The organism is Halomonas shantousis (genome assembly GCF_054654615.1).
In genome coordinates this window covers 3852062-3868269 of the sequence record NZ_BAAIER010000002.1, presented here as the reverse complement: position 1 = coordinate 3868269, position 16208 = coordinate 3852062, and the positions used below count along the sequence as shown (strand labels likewise).

Sequence of the window (16208 nt, the reverse complement as noted above, 5' to 3'; positions counted from 1 at the left end):
CTGGCGGAGGCCAGCGCTTCGACAGGCAGGCGGGCGCGGCGGCGGCCGGCCGCCGCGGATCCACTCAGTAACGGATATGCACCCCCAGTTGATTGGGCGTGAGGGTCCAGGCGTACTGGTAGTCGAGATGCACGTCACCCAGCGACAGGCGAGCCGGCTGGAAGCGGTTCCACGCCCTTCCGGCCTGGGTCGGCTGGGTGCGCAGCTGCAGTTCGCTGACCAGCATGCCGGTGGCGAAGCTGATGGCGCCATCACGGGGCCGGTCATCGCCGACGCCGATCGCCAGCCCGCCCAGCGTATTCACCAGCAGCGAGTCCAGGCGTGAGCGCAGCGAGCGGCGCCGGCTCTCCTCGGCGGCCACGTCGCGCATCAGCGTTCGTGCCTGAGCGATATCATCCGACGTCTCCAGGCGTTCCAGCTCGCGCCGCGCCTGCGGGTGCGGCAGCGGGTCGGTGAACAGCCCGCCCAGGGCCAGCGCCGACTTCACCGCGCCGACCCGCGCGTCGAAACGGTCGTCCTGGCTTTCCGCCTCGCTGGCCTGGTAGGCGTTGACCGCCAGGCTGACGCCATAAACGCTGCCCCAGCCGTACTGCCATACCTGGGCCTGCTGCGCGCCCCGCTCCAGCGCATCGCGATACCCCTCCCACTCCTGCCGGTCCGGCTGGGCCTGGGCCTGGGTTTGGGCCAGCGTGGACAGGGTGAGTCCCAGGGCAAGACAGGCAAGGCGAAGGAAGGACATCGGCAATCTCCGGATTCGGGCAGGCGGCCAGGGAATTGTAAAGAGGAACGCGCATCATCGCACGTGCCCGCCAAGTGCCGGCAGGCGTGGATGTTACATAACGTCATGTGCCGGCGGTTCTTGTTCTACTCTGAAGACGACGGTCGCAGGGCCACGACTCGAACCAGCATGATGCGTGTCGCCGATGCAGGATACCGGCGGCCGGATAGGTGTGCGCGCTGCGCCCGCCCATTTCTCCGACTCTTCAGGGACCGATATGAGTAACCAGGACAATAGCGATGCCGCATCGCGGGACCGTCTCAATCCGGTGGTCTTCTACAGTTCGGTGATCGGGATCGTCGTCTTCTCGCTGTGGACGATGCTGGCCACCGAACAGGCCAACAGCGTGATCAATGCGATTCTGGCCTGGATCGCCCATACCTTCGGCTGGTACTACTTCCTGACTGTAGTGATCTATCTGGTCTTCGTCATCGGCGTCGGTCTGTCACGCTTCGGCAAGATCCGCCTGGGCCCGGAGCACTCCCGGCCCGACTTCAATATCTTTTCATGGGCGGCAATGCTGTTCTCCGCCGGCATCGGCATCGGCGTAATCTTCTTCGCACTGGCCGAGCCGGTGACGCAGTTCTACAACGCTCCCGGGGCACCGGAGGACCAGGTCGCCGCAGCGCGCCATGCCATGCAGCTGACCTTTCTGCACTGGGGGCTGTCCGGCTGGGGCATCTATTCGCTGGTGGGGATGTCGCTGGCCTTCTTCAGCTATCGCTACAATCTGCCGCTGACCATCCGCAGTGCGCTATATCCCATCTTCGGCGAAAAGATCTACGGTCCCATCGGCCATGTCGTGGATACCGCCGCAGTACTGGGCACGGTCTTCGGTATCGCTGCCAGCCTGGGAATCGGCATCATCCAGCTCAACTTCGGGCTGGATTACATGTTCGGCATTCCCGAAAGTACCTGGACGCAGGTCATCCTGGTGCTCGCCATCGTGCTGTTCGCGACCATCTCCGCGGTGACCGGCGTGGAACGAGGCATTCGCCGGCTCTCCGAGTTCAACATCCTGCTCGCGGTGGCGCTGCTGCTGTTCGTGCTGTTCGCCGGCAAGACCATCTTTCTGCTCAACGCCCTGGTGATGAACATCGGCGACTACCTGGCCGGTTTCGTGAGCATGTCCTTCAACACTTACGCCTTCGATCCGCCCACCGGCTGGCTCAACGCCTGGACGCTGTTCTTCTGGGCCTGGTGGATCGCCTGGGGGCCGTTCGTGGGGCTTTTCCTGGCGCGCATCTCGCGTGGGCGCACCATCCGTACCTTCGTCTTCGGCACGCTGACGCTACCCATCATCTTCATGATGTTGTGGATGTCGTTACTGGGGAACAGCGCCATCGACATGGCCATGAACGGAGCCACCGACTTCGGCGCGCAGATCATGGCCAACCCGCCGTCGGGCATCTATCTGTTTCTCGAGCAGTACCCCGCGCCGATCTTCACGACCCTTGCGGTGAGCGTCCTGGCGATCGTGTTCTTCGTGACGTCCGGAGATTCGGGCGCGCTGGTGCTGTCGAATTTCACCTCGATCCTCAAGGACGTCAACAGCGATGCGCCGATCTGGATGCGCATCCTGTGGTCGGCGGTGATCGGCGTGCTGACACTGGCCCTGCTGCTGGCCGGTGGGCTGACCACGCTACAGAGTGCGGTGGTCATCACCGGGCTGCCGTTCTCGGTCGTGCTGTTCTTCATGATCGCCGGACTCTACAAGGCACTCAAGCTGGAAGCCTTCAAGGAGGACAGCCGGCGTGCCAGCCTGGCGGGCCAGCTCTCCGGGCGTACCGGCGGCGGTGGCGAGCGCCACACCTCGCAGAGCTGGCAGCAGCGCCTCAAGCGGGCGATGAGCTTTCCCGACCGCCAGGAGGCGCGGCGTTTTCTCGATAACGTCTGCCGGCCGGCCATGGAGTCGGTTCGCGACTCGCTGCGCGAACAGGGCGTTAACGTCGAGGTGCAGCAGGGCGAGCAGAACGGCGATGAATATCTCGCGCTCAACGTCGATTTCGAGGAGGAGCAGAACTTCACCTATCAGGTCTGGAGTCAGGGCTTCACCACGCCGGGGTTCGCCATGCACACGCCCCATGCCTCGGACCGCTATTACCGGCTCGAGGTCTACCTGCTCGAGGGCAGCCAGGGCTACGACCTGATGGGTTACTCCCGCGATCAAGTCATCGGCGACATCCTCGACCAGTACGAGCGCCACCTGCACTATCTGCACCTCAGCCGTGAAGCGCCGGGCACGACCAGCATGCCCGACAACCCCGAGCAGCCGCCCGGCTGAGGCCCTGCCGCCGGACGCAATCGGCATGCGACGGCCTTGCCCGCTTCGGTGGGCGAGGCCTTCGTATTGATGAGAGATCTCTTTTTGATAATGATTGTCATTTGTCTTGACAGGGCGGGAGCGGCCTTCTAGATTTCTTCTATGCAAATGATAATTTTTATCAATTGCCTGCTAGGAGGCCAACATGACATATCGCATCAATACCGGGCTCAAGGGCACCAACCCGACACTGCAGATCTTCGACGCCACCTCCGGCTCGGTACGCCTGGCCTGGGAATATCCCAAGCACGACCCGACCCTGGCCGACGAGGACCCCGATCTGCTGGCCGAGAGGCGGGAAGCGGCCATCCATCAGCTGTTCTGTCGGCTGTTTCTCCTGACGACCGAGCAGTATCTCAAGGGCGAGATCACGCCACCGGAGGAGAGTGCCCGCCCAGTTCAGGATCATGGTTGAGCCGAGCGCCGGGAAGCGGTGAGAATCGATTCCCGGCGGCACATCTTTTCTTGCAGTTTTCTTGGGGGCAGCGGCGCAAGCCGTACGATGTGCTCCCGTGTCGTCCAGGTATGAAGACTTCACGCCTGCCTTCCTCATTCATCGCCCAGCGCCGACCAAGAGATAATGTTTCTCTTCGGTAGCAGTAGGTAGCTTAATTTGCTTATATGCAAAAACGGTTAACCAAAGCTGCTTCGCCGAGGACGCCATGGACGATCTGTCACCTTCCGACCTGAAAACGATCCTGCACTCGAAGCGGGCGAATCTGTACTACCTCCAACACTGCCGAGTGCTGGTCAATGGTGGACGTGTCGAGTACGTCACCGATGAGGGCAAGCGCTCGAAGTACTGGAACATCCCCATCGCCAACACTACCTCGCTACTGCTGGGCACTGGTACCTCGATCACCCAGGCAGCGATGCGCGAGCTGGCCAAGGCCGGTGTGTTGGTCGGCTTCTGCGGCGGAGGCGGCACGCCGTTGTTCTCCGCCAACGAGGTCGATGTCGAGGTCGCCTGGTTCAACCCACAAAGCGAGTACCGGCCTACCGAATATCTGCAGCAGTGGGTACGCTTCTGGTTCGATGATGCACTCCGCCTGGAGGCGGCGCGCAGTTTTCAGCGGGCGCGGCTCGAACAGGTCGAACGCCACTGGTTGGAGGGGCGCTTCCAGCGCGACAGTGGTTTCACGCCGAGCGCTGCCGAGCTGAGCGGATTGTTGAAGCGCAGCCGTGACGCCATCGCGCAGGCGCCGGACACCACGGCGCTGCTCACCGAAGAGGCACGTCTCACCAAGCAGCTTTTCCGTTTGGCAAGCCAGGCCAGCGAGTACGGCGACTTCTCGCGTGCCAAGAACGGCAGCGGCGCCGATCCCGCCAATCGCTTCCTCGATCATGGCAACTATCTCGCCTATGGCCTTGGTGCGACGGCGACCTGGGTGATGGGCCTGCCGCACGGGCTCGCCGTACTGCATGGCAAGACTCGTCGCGGCGGGCTGGTGTTCGATGTCGCCGACCTGATCAAGGACGCCGTGATCCTGCCGCAGGCGTTCATTTCTGCCAGCCGTGGCGATGAAGAGCAGGAGTTCCGCCAGGCCTGCATCGAGCGTCTCACTCGCGTGGAAGCGCTCGATACCATGATCGACACCTTGAAAAGCGTGGCCGAACGGCTCGCCTTCGAGGCCAGCCAATGAACATATTGATCGTCTCGCAGTGCCACAAGAACGCCCTGAAGGAAACGCGGCGGATTCTCGATCAGTTCGCCGAGCGCCGTGGCGAACGTACCTGGCAGACCTCCATCACCAAGGCTGGGCTCGACACGCTCAGGAAGCTGCTGCGCAGCAAGGCACGCAAGAATACGGCGATCGCCTGCCACTGGATCCGGGGTCACGATCACAGCGAGTTGTTGTGGGTCGTAGGGGACGCTTCGCAATTCAACGCTCGCGGCGCTACGCCGACCAACACCACTCGGCGCAATATTCTGCGCGCGGAGGATGAGAACGATTGGCACAGCGGCCAGCTGATTCACCTGCTCGCCTCGCTGGCCGCGCTGTTCCACGACTTGGGTAAGGCCACGCAGGCTTTTCAGTGGCGGCTTGCCGGCAAGCTGGAAGGGCGCAACCTCTATCGCCACGAATGGGTTTCGCTACGCCTGCTGCAGGCTTTCGTCGGCAATGACCCCGACACACAGTGGCTCAACCGGCTTCTGGCCCCGACGGCAGGCGACGATGCCTGCTGGCTGGAGCGGCTCAAGCGTGATGGGCTGGATTCACTGAAAGATAGCGACGCGCCGTTCACGAGTCTGCCGCCGATAGCGGCGGCCATCGGCTGGCTGATCCTGAGCCACCACCGCTTGCCGGCGATGCCCGCCTTTGATGACCGCGATGGAAAGCAAAAGCGGGTCGGCGCTCGCGGCCATCTCAATGCGGGCAGCCTGCCGCGGCTGCCCGAAGCCTTTACCGCCAACTGGAACGAACGACCACCCGAAGATGCTGCAGCCGATCTAGCGCCCTGGTGGCGCTTCTCGTATGGCTTGCCGGTTACCTCGGATGCCTGGCGAGCACGCAGCCAGCGCCTTGCCCGTCAGCTGCTGGAGTTGATGAAAAAGCCTACGGAACCACCGCTGGACAATCCCTTCGTGATGCATTTGGCCCGCATGGCCCTGATGCTTTCCGACCATCACTATTCCGGCCTCACCGATGCAGGCCGCCTGAAGGGCGACTGGTCGAGGCAGCTTTACGCCAACACCGTTTTCGAGCATGGCAAACGACAGTTCTGCCAGCCGCTCGATGAGCATCTGCTGGGCGTGACCCGTGGCGTGGGCGAGATCACTCACCGGCTACCGGACATGGTCGAGGCGCTGCCGCGCATCGCACGCCACAAGGGCTTCAAGAAACGCAGCCAGAATCCACGCTTTCGCTGGCAGGACCGCGCCTTCGATCTCGCCACCGGGCTGCGCGGCAAATCGCGAGAGCAGGGTTTCTTTGGCATCAACATGGCGTCGACCGGTTGCGGCAAGACGCTCGCCAACGGCCGCATCCTGTATGCCCTGGCCGATCCCGAACAGGGCGCACGCTTCTCGATCGCGCTCGGATTGCGCACCCTGACCCTGCAGACCGGACAGGCCTATCGCGAACGCCTCGGGCTCGGCAGCGACGATCTCGCCGTACGCGTGGGCGGCAGTGCCAGTCGCGCCCTGTTCGAGCATCAGCAGTCCCGGGCCGAAGCCAGCGGGTCGGCATCCCGAGAATCGCTATTCGAAGAGCAAGGCCATGTGCATTTCGAAGGTCGTTTCGACGATCACCCGTTGCTCGCCAAGGCGGTGGCCAACCCCAACGTCAAGGCACTGATCAGCGCCCCGATCCTGGTCTGCACCATCGATCATCTGGTGCCAGCCACCGAAAGCCTGCGCGGCGGCCATCAGATAGCGCCGATGCTGCGCCTGATGAGCGGCGACCTGGTGCTCGACGAGCCGGACGATTTCGACATCGACGACCTGCCGGCGCTGACCCGCCTGGTGCATTGGACCGGCATGCTCGGCTCGCGTGTGCTGCTCTCTTCCGCCACGCTGCCCCCGGCCCTGGTACGCGGCTTGTTCGATGCTTACCGCGAGGGGCGCCGTCAGTTTCAGCGCAATCGCGGCGAACCGGGACAGCCCGTCAATGTTTGCTGCGCCTGGTTCGATGAACATGATCGTCAGCATGTCGACTGCGTCGATAGCAATGCATTCGATGCCGCCCATGACACCTTTGCCCGCAGGCGCACTGCCAGGCTGGCCGACGCGTCACCTCGAAGGCTGGCTCGACTGGTGCCCGTTTCCGCATCGAGCCCGAAGCCCGAGATCGTCCGCTCGGCACTGGCGCAGACGATGCTCGAGCAAGCGCTGGCGCTGCACGCCGTGCATCATACGATCGACCCCCATACCGACAAACGGGTCAGTTTCGGGCTGATCCGCATGGCCAATATCGAACCACTGGTCGAAGTGGCACTGGCGCTCTACCGGGCTGACATCCCGGATGGTTGCCGTATTCATCTCTGCGCCTACCACTCGCAGTTTCCGCTGCTGCTGCGTTCGCGTATCGAGGAACGGCTGGATCGCACCCTCAATCGCAGCCATGAACTGGCGGTATTAGACCTGCCCGATATCCGCCACCGACTGGAACGCGCCGCCGAGCCGGAGCAGCTGTTCATCGTGCTGGGCTCGCCCGTGACCGAGGTAGGTCGCGACCACGACTACGACTGGGCCGTGGTCGAGCCCTCCTCGATGCGCTCGATCATCCAGCTTGCCGGCCGCGTGAGGCGCCACCGCTCGGAGTCGGTCACCGCGCCCAACATTGCGCTGCTGGACACCAATGCCCGCCATCTCGAGCGTCATGGCGAGGCCGCCTTCTGCAAGCCGGGCTTCGAGAGCGACAACCGTTGGCGGCTGCAGCATCACCGACTGGAAACACTGCTCAGGCCGGAGGAATCCGAGACCATCGACGCCCGCCCGCGATTATTGGCACCCGATCCGCTGTTACCCGGCGAGAAGCTGGTGGATCTGGAACATGCACGGCTGGCGGCGCTGATGGTTGCCAAGACACCGGAGGCTGCACCCGTACCGGAGGCCGATCCCGCCAAGCTGTCGAAACGTGAGCGCAAGCGCGCCAAGGGCCAAGCGGCCGGCCTTTCCACTTTTCGGCTGGGCGCATACAGCTGGCACGTTGTGCCGCGGATTACGCTTTCTGGTGTGCTTTCGCAGCAGCAGCCGTTTCGCTTCGATCCGGCCACCTACGTGGAACTGGCATTACTCCCCGACGAAAGCGAAGAGGACTACGGCTTCTGGGAGGCCAACACCGAGCGTGGAGAGATCACCGCCTATACCCCTGGCAACACACGCTGCACGCGCTTGACGGACGAGGCAATCGACAATGCGCGAATCACGCCGTGGAACGAGCCGGATTACATGGATGCGCTGGTCGCCCAGGCGAGTGACATGAACATGAGCCTGATGCGCTGCGCCGAGCGTTTCGGCACCGTTCGATTACGCGATGACATGCGGGGCTGGAGTTTTCATCCTGCGCTGGGATTCGTGAGGCGCTGATGGCGCTGCCTAACGTTCAGGCCATTTCAGGGGGCGGACCCGCCTTTTCGACTCGTGCACGGCGCCGCTCATCATGCATGACGTCCCAGAGATCGTTTTTCTGCTGCAGGTTGAGCCAGAACTGCGCCGAGTTACCGAACACCCGGGAGAGCATTAGCGCTGTATCTGCCGTAATGACGCGGCGATTGCGACACAGCTCGTTGACCAGCCGCGGCTGTACGCCCATAGCGCGTGCCAGCGCGGTCTGGGTCAGCCCGAACGGTTCTAGAAATTCGTATTTCAGCATGTCGCCGACCGAGGTCGGTTTGCGCTGGGTCTGCATCATGACGTCACCGATAGGTATGCGGGTCGAGGTAAACGTTATGCGCCCGCTGGCCGTCCCATTCAAAGATCAGTCGGTACTGCCGATTGACTCTAATGGAGCACCAGCCTTTCAGCGATCCCTTCAGATGCTCGAACCGATTACCCGGCGGCACACGCAGATCGGCTTCGCTGTTGGCGAAATCCAGAATATCAAGCTTGCGCAGCAGAGCGGCTTCGAGATCCGACGGAATAGCACGATGGATGGTGCCATTCACGTGGAACTCGTAAAGCCAGGAGTCCCTGAAGGAATCAATCATCTAGCTATTCCTAGTGTAGCGCTATACCGCCATACGGTATAGCGGGGAAACTAGCTGGGTAGGGTAAAGCTGCCTGTTCGGCAGCGGTAAGGCTCCAGCATCAAGAGCACAATTTTCTTAGCTGCCTTACAGCAGATTAGTTTAATTGCAAGTATAGTTTAGAATAGCCGATCCGGTGATGAAGATTCATAAGAGTACAATGGATATTATTACCCAACTGAAGGCAGAGAGTCCATGACAACAGACATACACTTCTCAGCCCTTCGGCGGCTGATCGATGAGTTCTTGCAGGAGCGATGCAGCGCCCGTCTCGAAAAACTCGCTCCTGATGACCCAAAATACGCGGCGACCGTCGAGCAATTCCGGCGCACTAACTGGATCGGTGACGCCGCACGCCGTGTAGCCCAGCTTCAGGTCGTCACTCACTCGCTCAAGCCTATCCATCCCGATGCCAAGGGCACCAATCTTTACGCTCCGCCCAACGTATTACCGACACGCACGCTAGTCGGCAGTCATGTTCTGCCAGATGATTTTCAAGGCGATGTGGTGGGCAACGCTGCGGCACTGGATGTCTATAAGTTCCTGCGGCTCGAATACGAAGGGCAACCGCTACTTGAGCGGGCGCTGGCAAAAGATGAAACGCTGATGCAGGCGCTCAGTGATGATCGCGCCCAGGCGATCGAGTGGATCCGCGCCTTCGCTGCCATCACCCAGTCGCGCGGCAACGCCACTTCTCATACCCGGGCCAAGCAGCTGTACTGGCTGAATGGCACGGACCCGACAGATGATGACCACTACCTGCTGCTGGCTCCGCTCTACGCCACCTCGCTGGCGCAGCACATTTTTCAGGCCATCAGCACGGACCGTTTTGGCGATATCGGCAAGCAGGCCCGCCAAGCGCGGAAGAACAAGGCTTATTCGACCGACGGCTACTGCGACTACCCCAACCTCGCCGTGCAGAAGCTGGGCGGTACCAAGCCGCAAAACATCTCCCAGCTCAACAGTGAACGCGGCGGCCAGAACTATCTGCTCGCCTCGCTGCCGCCAGCCTGGGTCTCCCGCGATGTGCGTGCGCCGCTGCGCACCGACTCCGTTTTTCGACGTTTTGCGCGGCGGGCGCCGGTGCGCCAGATCATCTCAGACCTCAAGCACTTTCTGGAAAGCGATCCTGAGCGCAACTATCAGACCCGCGACCTGCGTGACGATCTGGCGGCCATGCTAGCCGACGAACTGGTGCTGTTCATGCTGGAGATGCACCGCCTGCCGCCCGGTTGGACGCATGATAACGATTGTCGGTTGGATATCTTCCAACAGTACTGGCTTGATCCGGGGCGCGCCGAACTGGACGACAATTTCCGCCAGGCACGCCGCGCCGCTAACTGGCCCGTCGAGATATGCGCGCAATTTGCGCAATGGCTGAACTACGTCCTGTCTCAGCACAGTCGCCTGAATCTTGGCGATACGGAATATGACCATTGGGTACGGCAAACCGCAGCGCTGATGGAAAGCTTCCGTCGCCAGCTGGATGACCTGCAGGACTGCCTTGGTGACGATGCAGACGACAAACTGGGAGACGGCACGCATGATTGATCACCTACTGATCCTGCCACATCTGCGCGTCCAGAACGCCAACGCCATATCCAGTCCGATGACTTGGGGCTTCCCGGCGATGAGTGCCTTTATCGGATTGATCCACGCATTAGAGCGTCAGCTACCCGAGCATGTTGAGCTAGCCTTTTCCGGCGTAGGGGTGGTCTGCCACGACTTCGTACCCCAGGCCACGCCCGGCGGTCCCAATCATCTCTATCGGCCCCGCACCTTTCATCTGACCCGTAACCCCGTCGACAAGAGTGGTAGTACCGCCGCCATCGTCGAGGAAGGCCGCGCCCATCTCGATCTCACGCTGATAGTGAACGTCGAGGTGCTGGACAGCGCCTGCGTCGTCAGCCATGAAATGCGCTCCCGTACAGCGCGTGAGATCGACGAGATCGTACGCGGCATGCGCATCGCCGGCGGCAGCGTGATGCCACCACTGCCTGGTCAAAAGCGCCATCACCCCGAATTGATCGCGCTGGACGAGAGCGCCGAGGAGCGTAGTCGTCAGTTTCGGCGACTCAAGCGCCGTTTGCTTCCCGGCTTTGCCCTGGTCCTGCGCGACGACCGCCTTACCGAGCATACCGCCACGCTCCAGGCGGATAACGAAAACGCCACTGCACTCGACGCCTGGCTTGATCTGTCGCGCCTCAATCATGAGTGCCGAGTCGAGAAGTGCAAGGATGAAGACGGCAAGGAGAAGGAGACGGTGCATTGGGAAGTCCGCCGCCCTTATCCCGGCTGGCTGGTGCCGATTCCGGTCGGCTACGGCGCTATCTCCGATCTGTACAAGCCCGGCGAGGTTGCCAACGCGCGCGACCCGAGCGTGCCGTTTCAGTTCGTGGAAAGTCTCCATTCCGTCGGCGAGTGGGTCAGCCCTCATCGCATCCAAAAACCCGACGATCTGATGTGGGTCGTGGAAAACGATCTCGAGCGAGGTGTCTATCGCCTCGTTAATGGCTACGCCCAGACGCAATTCGACGAAGAGTGACCATCAAGGAGAATAAACATGGCCAAGAATGATGCTTTGAAAACCGCTTCCGTCCTTGCCTTCGAGCGCAAGCTCGATCCCTCCGATGCTTTGTTCGGCGCCGGAGCCTGGGGGGAACGAGACCGGTATGATCAATGGCCTGCCGTGCCAGTTCGCGAGAAAGCTGTCAGGGGAACTGCGTCACACCGCCTTAAAGGAAAGGAAGAGAAAGATGCGTTAAAGCAAAACATGAAGGTCGAGTCACCCAATCCACAACTGGTTGATATAGCTTCTTTACCCCATGATGCCGACACGCTCTCGGTACGCTTCACGCTGCGTGTACTGGCTGGCGCCGGTACGCCCTCGGCCTGCAACAGCGCGGAGTACCAGCAGAAGCTGAAACAGACGGTCAAAGGCTATGCCAGTGAGCACGGGTTCGGCGAGCTGGCCCACCGCTATGCTTGCAACCTCGCCAACGGTCGCTTTCTCTGGCGTAACCGCATCGGCGCCGAGCAGGTTGAGGTCACGGTCAGTCAGATGAAAGAGGGCGAGGCCGCGCAGCAGTGGACATTCGATGCGCTCGGTCATTCGACACGTGATTTTCATGGCAACGAGCAGACCCGCGAACTGGGTGATCTCATTGCTCTGGCCCTGGCCGGCGAGCAGTATCTGTTGCTGGATGTCGTCGCCTTCGCACGGGTGGGAGCCGGGCAGGAAGTATTTCCGTCGCAGGAGCTGATTCTGGATCGTGCCCGTGGCGACAAGAGCAAGACGCTCTACAGCATCGGTGACGACAAGAACGCCGCCATTCACTCGCAGAAGATCGGCAACGCCCTGCGCACCATCGATACCTGGTACCCGGCACCGGAAGATGGTAGCGATTTGGGGCCGATTGCTGTCGAACCCTACGGCTCCGTCACTACGCAGGGCGCCGCCTATCGCCAGCCGAAGCAGAAGAAGGATTTCTACAACCTGCTGGATAACTGGCTGCTCAAGGACCAGGCCCCATCCACTGAAGATCAGCACTTCGTGATGGCCATCCTGATTCGTGGTGGTGTCTTTGGTGATGCGGGGTAAGACATGGATCACTACATTGACATTCGCCTGCGCCCCGATCCGGAATTTCCACCGGCCATGTTGATGGGCGCGCTCTACGGCAAGTTGCACCGGGCCCTGTTCGATCTGGATATCGATGATATCGGCATCAGTCTGCCCGATCACAAGATTGGTATGCGTGCGCGCACACCGGGTGATCGGCTACGCCTGCATGGCCAGCAGGCGCGGCTTGAGCAGCTGATGGAACAACCCTGGCAGGCCGGCATGCGCGAACTCGTGCAGATCGATGGCATTCAGCCGGTGCCGGGGAGTGTTCGCCACCGAGTGGTCAGGCGTCGGCAGTTCAAGACGGGCAATGCCAGTCAGGTGAAACGTTATGCCCGGCGGCATGACATCACTGTGGAAGAAGCTCAGGCGTTGTTTGCAGAGAGTGCCGAGAAGCGCATCGCTCTCCCTTTCATCCAGCTCAATAGCCGCTCCAGCGGACAGCGATTTGCCCTGTTCATCGAACATGGCCAACCGCAATTGCAGTCGGCTCCAGGGCATTTCAATCATTACGGGCTGAGCAGCGAAGCCACCATCCCCTGGTTCTGACCCTTTTTTTCAGGCGCTTTTATAGGCCGTAGAAAAACAAGGAGTTAGCAACGCCTCTCTGAAAAGGGAGGCGTTGCTCTATAACAGCATTGCTCTTTAACAATCAGACCTTTAACGTAAATACGCTCTAGTTCGCTGCCGCCCAGGCAGCTCAGAAAGCTGCCAGTGACGAGGCCACGCGTTGCCGGAAGTTCGCTGCCGCCCAGGCAGCTCAGAAAACGCTTTGGTGGTGGCCTCCCCGGCGAAGGTGGTTCGCTGCCGCCCAGGCAGCTCAGAAATGAACGCCTCCGATGAGTTCCTCTCGCAGACGGTTCGCTGCCGCCCAGGCAGCTCAGAAATTGACGCGCCGCCGCAGGTTCAGCGGGCCATGGTTCGCTGCCGCCCAGGCAGCTCAGAAATGCGGTCGATCACGGGGATGCTACGAAAGACAGTTCGCTGCCGCCCAGGCAGCTCAGAAAAGGAAGAAAGGCACCCGTGCTGCCATGGCATCGTTCGCTGCCGCCCAGGCAGCTCAGAAAAGTTCGAGTGGCGGTGCCCCCTTGATGGCGAGGTTCGCTGCCGCCCAGGCAGCTCAGAAAAGGGAGCCCTTCTCCTTGGTAAGCCTGGTCATGTTCGCTGCCGCCCAGGCAGCTCAGAAACAGGACACCCTTGAAGAATCGGCCCACGCCTCGTTCGCTGCCGCCCAGGCAGCTCAGAAAGTGACGTTGATCACATCATCATCCACTGCGCGGTTCGCTGCCGCCCAGGCAGCTCAGAAATCAAGTCCCGACCGGAAGCCATACTTCAGCCCGTTCGCTGCCGCCCAGGCAGCTCAGAAAGCTATCCGATCGGAACGCTACGCCATCGAGTGGTTCGCTGCCGCCCAGGCAGCTCAGAAAGCTGAAAATACCCGTGATACTCGCCCAGGCAGGTTCGCTGCCGCCCAGGCAGCTCAGAAATGGGAAATTTCAGGTTTGCTAAGGTTCTCGTGGTTCGCTGCCGCCCAGGCAGCTCAGAAACAGTGGCCTTCGGAAACAGCGAGGAATACTTGGTTCGCTGCCGCCCAGGCAGCTCAGAAATCGTAAGCTGGGACACCAGTATCGGCCCCGCGGTTCGCTGCCGCCCAGGCAGCTCAGAAATCACCCGGCCCTGCTTTTCCATTGAGATCAGAGTTCGCTGCCGCCCAGGCAGCTCAGAAAAAGCGGCTTAATCAGGATGCCAAGCACTGCATGTTCGCTGCCGCCCAGGCAGCTCAGAAAGCCTGCTGACGCTGCGCTCCGTCCGGCGCGATGTTCGCTGCCGCCCAGGCAGCTCAGAAATCGACGATCTCTGCGAAGGGCTGGGCGCGTATGTTCGCTGCCGCCCAGGCAGCTCAGAAAAGATCCAGCATGCCCGCCTGGGCAAGCTGTAAGTTCGCTGCCGCCCAGGCAGCTCAGAAAGGGTGATTTTCGAGCGTACCAAAGCCGAAAACGTTCGCTGCCGCCCAGGCAGCTCAGAAATGGGGCACGTCGGCATGTTCTATACCGTTACCGTTCGCTGCCGCCCAGGCAGCTCAGAAACTCAGATCATCAATGCTGTCTGTCAGCGGTCCAGTTCGCTGCCGCCCAGGCAGCTCAGAAATAGCAATTCGTGCCCCAGAATAAGGAAGCATTGTTCGCTGCCGCCCAGGCAGCTCAGAAACGTGGCAGGCGACCCCGCCGGCTGGATCAAGGGTTCGCTGCCGCCCAGGCAGCTCAGAAAATGGCATGCCTCCTTGTGCAATGCGTTGTGCCGTTCGCTGCCGCCCAGGCAGCTCAGAAAAGCGTCAGGTAGCGGTTCTCGCCGACGGTCAAGTTCGCTGCCGCCCAGGCAGCTCAGAAATCCCTCCGCCCGCACCGACAGCGCCGCCAGCTGTTCGCTGCCGCCCAGGCAGCTCAGAAAAGCGGCTGCAGAACGACTATGACCTGAAGATTGTTCGCTGCCGCCCAGGCAGCTCAGAAATGCTCAAATTGGGCCAGGCGCTCAAGCAAAAAGTTCGCTGCCGCCCAGGCAGCTCAGAAATTCCCAGTGAATCCGTATTCCTCGGCGGCGCTGTTCGCTGCCGCCCAGGCAGCTCAGAAATGTCGGTTGTACTAGCCTGATCCAGCTACTCTGTTCGCTGCCGCCCAGGCAGCTCAGAAAATGCGGGGAAGTCGTAGGGCATGAGCAGGGTCGTTCGCTGCCGCCCAGGCAGCTCAGAAAGCTGTTATCCAAGCCGGCAACCGCCTCGAGCGGTTCGCTGCCGCCCAGGCAGCTCAGAAACTCAAGAGTCGCGGCCATGATCTTGAGTTGCCGTTCGCTGCCGCCCAGGCAGCTCAGAAATTTTGCTTGACTGCTATCGAGAGTTCCCATGAGTTCGCTGCCGCCCAGGCAGCTCAGAAAGATATGCTGCACCTCAGCGGTGTAGGTCATCGGTTCGCTGCCGCCCAGGCAGCTCAGAAATGTAGGCCCATTGCGCTGCTTGCCAAGGATTAGTTCGCTGCCGCCCAGGCAGCTCAGAAAAGCCGATGTTGACGTCCTGCAGCATCGGGTTGGTTCGCTGCCGCCCAGGCAGCTCAGAAAAAATAGGCGTTGCTGGGCAGTACGTTCGCGGAGTTCGCTGCCGCCCAGGCAGCTCAGAAATGATCCTGAAATAAGGGGCACGCCATGGACCCGTTCGCTGCCGCCCAGGCAGCTCAGAAAGCTCAGTGCCGATAAACTGCTCTGGCTGAAACGTTCGCTGCCGCCCAGGCAGCTCAGAAATTGATGTAGGCCTTCAACTCCCTCCCGGCCAGGTTCGCTGCCGCCCAGGCAGCTCAGAAATTCATCGGGGCCGTACAGCCAGTAACAAACCCGTTCGCTGCCGCCCAGGCAGCTCAGAAATTTAAGGGCCAGCTCCCCTTCCAGCAGTCGCCGTTCGCTGCCGCCCAGGCAGCTCAGAAAATCGCAGTCTCGCACTTCGTGCTGAGCTGCATGTTCGCTGCCGCCCAGGCAGCTCAGAAATGTCGGAGAACATACCGTGGTGATTACCGGTTGTTCGCTGCCGCCCAGGCAGCTCAGAAATGCTGAACATCTGCCGCAACACCCGGGGAAACGTTCGCTGCCGCCCAGGCAGCTCAGAAAATAGAGGGCGAGCAATATGTAATCACCGACATGTTCGCTGCCGCCCAGGCAGCTCAGAAATAACAACTTCCATCCCTTTCGTTGTGCGCTGAATTCGCTGCCGCCCAGGCAGCTCAGAAAAAGGTCGGTACGTTGAGTAGTCA

11 protein-coding genes and 1 CRISPR repeat array (1 of these 12 cut by a window edge) are annotated in these 16208 nt (G+C 61.2%); of the genes, 8 read left to right on the top strand and 3 right to left on the bottom strand.

Translation table 11 applies throughout. The annotated features are described in order from the left end of the window. Positions 1-64: 64 nt before the first annotated feature. Complete coding sequence (locus ACYQ12_RS18265) at positions 65-739, bottom strand: hypothetical protein (protein ID WP_459874392.1); 675 nt, start codon at positions 737-739, stop codon at positions 65-67. Between the two features lie 256 nt (positions 740-995). Between ACYQ12_RS18265 and betT the strand changes: the two genes are divergently transcribed. From betT to cas3f, 4 genes are all read left to right on the top strand, one after another. Continuing rightward, positions 996-3062, top strand: coding sequence for a choline BCCT transporter BetT (gene betT, locus ACYQ12_RS18260; protein WP_459874391.1), 2067 nt, complete (start codon positions 996-998; stop codon positions 3060-3062). Positions 3063-3246: 184 nt separating this feature from the next. After that, a complete protein-coding gene (locus tag ACYQ12_RS18255) occupies positions 3247-3516 on the top strand; it encodes a hypothetical protein (protein ID WP_459874390.1) in 270 nt (89 codons plus the stop codon). A gap of 247 nt (positions 3517-3763) precedes the next feature. Then, positions 3764-4744, top strand: coding sequence for a type I-F CRISPR-associated endonuclease Cas1f (gene cas1f, locus ACYQ12_RS18250; protein WP_459874389.1), 981 nt, complete (start codon positions 3764-3766; stop codon positions 4742-4744). Beyond that, a complete protein-coding gene (cas3f, locus tag ACYQ12_RS18245; protein ID WP_459874388.1) occupies positions 4741-8133 on the top strand; it encodes a type I-F CRISPR-associated helicase Cas3f in 3393 nt (1130 codons plus the stop codon). Before cas1f ends, cas3f begins: the two co-directional genes overlap by 4 nt. A gap of 16 nt (positions 8134-8149) precedes the next feature. Here cas3f and ACYQ12_RS18240 read toward each other — a convergent pair whose 3' ends face one another. Together ACYQ12_RS18240 and ACYQ12_RS18235 are read right to left on the bottom strand one after the other, a co-directional pair. Next, positions 8150-8458: a HigA family addiction module antitoxin gene (locus ACYQ12_RS18240; protein ID WP_459874387.1), complete on the bottom strand. Its 309-nt coding sequence runs from the start codon at positions 8456-8458 to the stop codon at positions 8150-8152. A gap of 4 nt (positions 8459-8462) precedes the next feature. After that, positions 8463-8753: a type II toxin-antitoxin system RelE/ParE family toxin gene (locus ACYQ12_RS18235; RefSeq protein WP_459874386.1), complete on the bottom strand. Its 291-nt coding sequence runs from the start codon at positions 8751-8753 to the stop codon at positions 8463-8465. A gap of 234 nt (positions 8754-8987) precedes the next feature. On the opposite strand from ACYQ12_RS18235, the gene csy1 reads away from it, so the two are divergent. The 4 genes from csy1 to cas6f are packed head-to-tail and all read left to right on the top strand — an operon-like array spanning position 8988 to position 12966. After that, on the top strand, positions 8988-10343 hold the full coding sequence (gene csy1, locus ACYQ12_RS18230; RefSeq protein ID WP_459874384.1) for a type I-F CRISPR-associated protein Csy1: 1356 nt from the start codon (positions 8988-8990) through the stop codon (positions 10341-10343). Beyond that, a complete protein-coding gene (gene csy2 / locus ACYQ12_RS18225; protein WP_459874383.1) occupies positions 10336-11337 on the top strand; it encodes a type I-F CRISPR-associated protein Csy2 in 1002 nt (333 codons plus the stop codon). Before csy1 ends, csy2 begins: the two co-directional genes overlap by 8 nt. An 18-nt stretch (positions 11338-11355) precedes the next feature. Next, complete coding sequence (gene csy3 / locus ACYQ12_RS18220) at positions 11356-12393, top strand: type I-F CRISPR-associated protein Csy3 (protein ID WP_459874382.1); 1038 nt, start codon at positions 11356-11358, stop codon at positions 12391-12393. A gap of 3 nt (positions 12394-12396) precedes the next feature. After that, positions 12397-12966: a type I-F CRISPR-associated endoribonuclease Cas6/Csy4 gene (gene cas6f, locus ACYQ12_RS18215; protein WP_459874381.1), complete on the top strand. Its 570-nt coding sequence runs from the start codon at positions 12397-12399 to the stop codon at positions 12964-12966. A gap of 130 nt (positions 12967-13096) precedes the next feature. Then, positions 13097-16208: a CRISPR direct-repeat array (repeat unit 28 nt; unit sequence GTTCGCTGCCGCCCAGGCAGCTCAGAAA) (it continues 1511 nt past the right edge of the window).

What these genes read in the sequence shown, in the direction of transcription:
- betT (WP_459874391.1), top strand. Translation starts at nt 996, where the DNA reads ATGAGTAACCAGGACAATAGCGATGCCGCATCGCGGGACCGTCTCAAT.
- ACYQ12_RS18235 (WP_459874386.1), bottom strand. Translation starts at nt 8,753, where the DNA reads ATGATTGATTCCTTCAGGGACTCCTGGCTTTACGAGTTCCACGTGAAT.
- cas3f (WP_459874388.1), top strand. Translation starts at nt 4,741, where the DNA reads ATGAACATATTGATCGTCTCGCAGTGCCACAAGAACGCCCTGAAGGAA.
- ACYQ12_RS18265 (WP_459874392.1), bottom strand. Translation starts at nt 739, where the DNA reads ATGTCCTTCCTTCGCCTTGCCTGTCTTGCCCTGGGACTCACCCTGTCC.
- ACYQ12_RS18255 (WP_459874390.1), top strand. Translation starts at nt 3,247, where the DNA reads ATGACATATCGCATCAATACCGGGCTCAAGGGCACCAACCCGACACTG.
- cas6f (WP_459874381.1), top strand. Translation starts at nt 12,397, where the DNA reads ATGGATCACTACATTGACATTCGCCTGCGCCCCGATCCGGAATTTCCA.
- csy1 (WP_459874384.1), top strand. Translation starts at nt 8,988, where the DNA reads ATGACAACAGACATACACTTCTCAGCCCTTCGGCGGCTGATCGATGAG.
- csy2 (WP_459874383.1), top strand. Translation starts at nt 10,336, where the DNA reads ATGATTGATCACCTACTGATCCTGCCACATCTGCGCGTCCAGAACGCC.
- ACYQ12_RS18240 (WP_459874387.1), bottom strand. Translation starts at nt 8,458, where the DNA reads ATGATGCAGACCCAGCGCAAACCGACCTCGGTCGGCGACATGCTGAAA.
- cas1f (WP_459874389.1), top strand. Translation starts at nt 3,764, where the DNA reads ATGGACGATCTGTCACCTTCCGACCTGAAAACGATCCTGCACTCGAAG.
- csy3 (WP_459874382.1), top strand. Translation starts at nt 11,356, where the DNA reads ATGGCCAAGAATGATGCTTTGAAAACCGCTTCCGTCCTTGCCTTCGAG.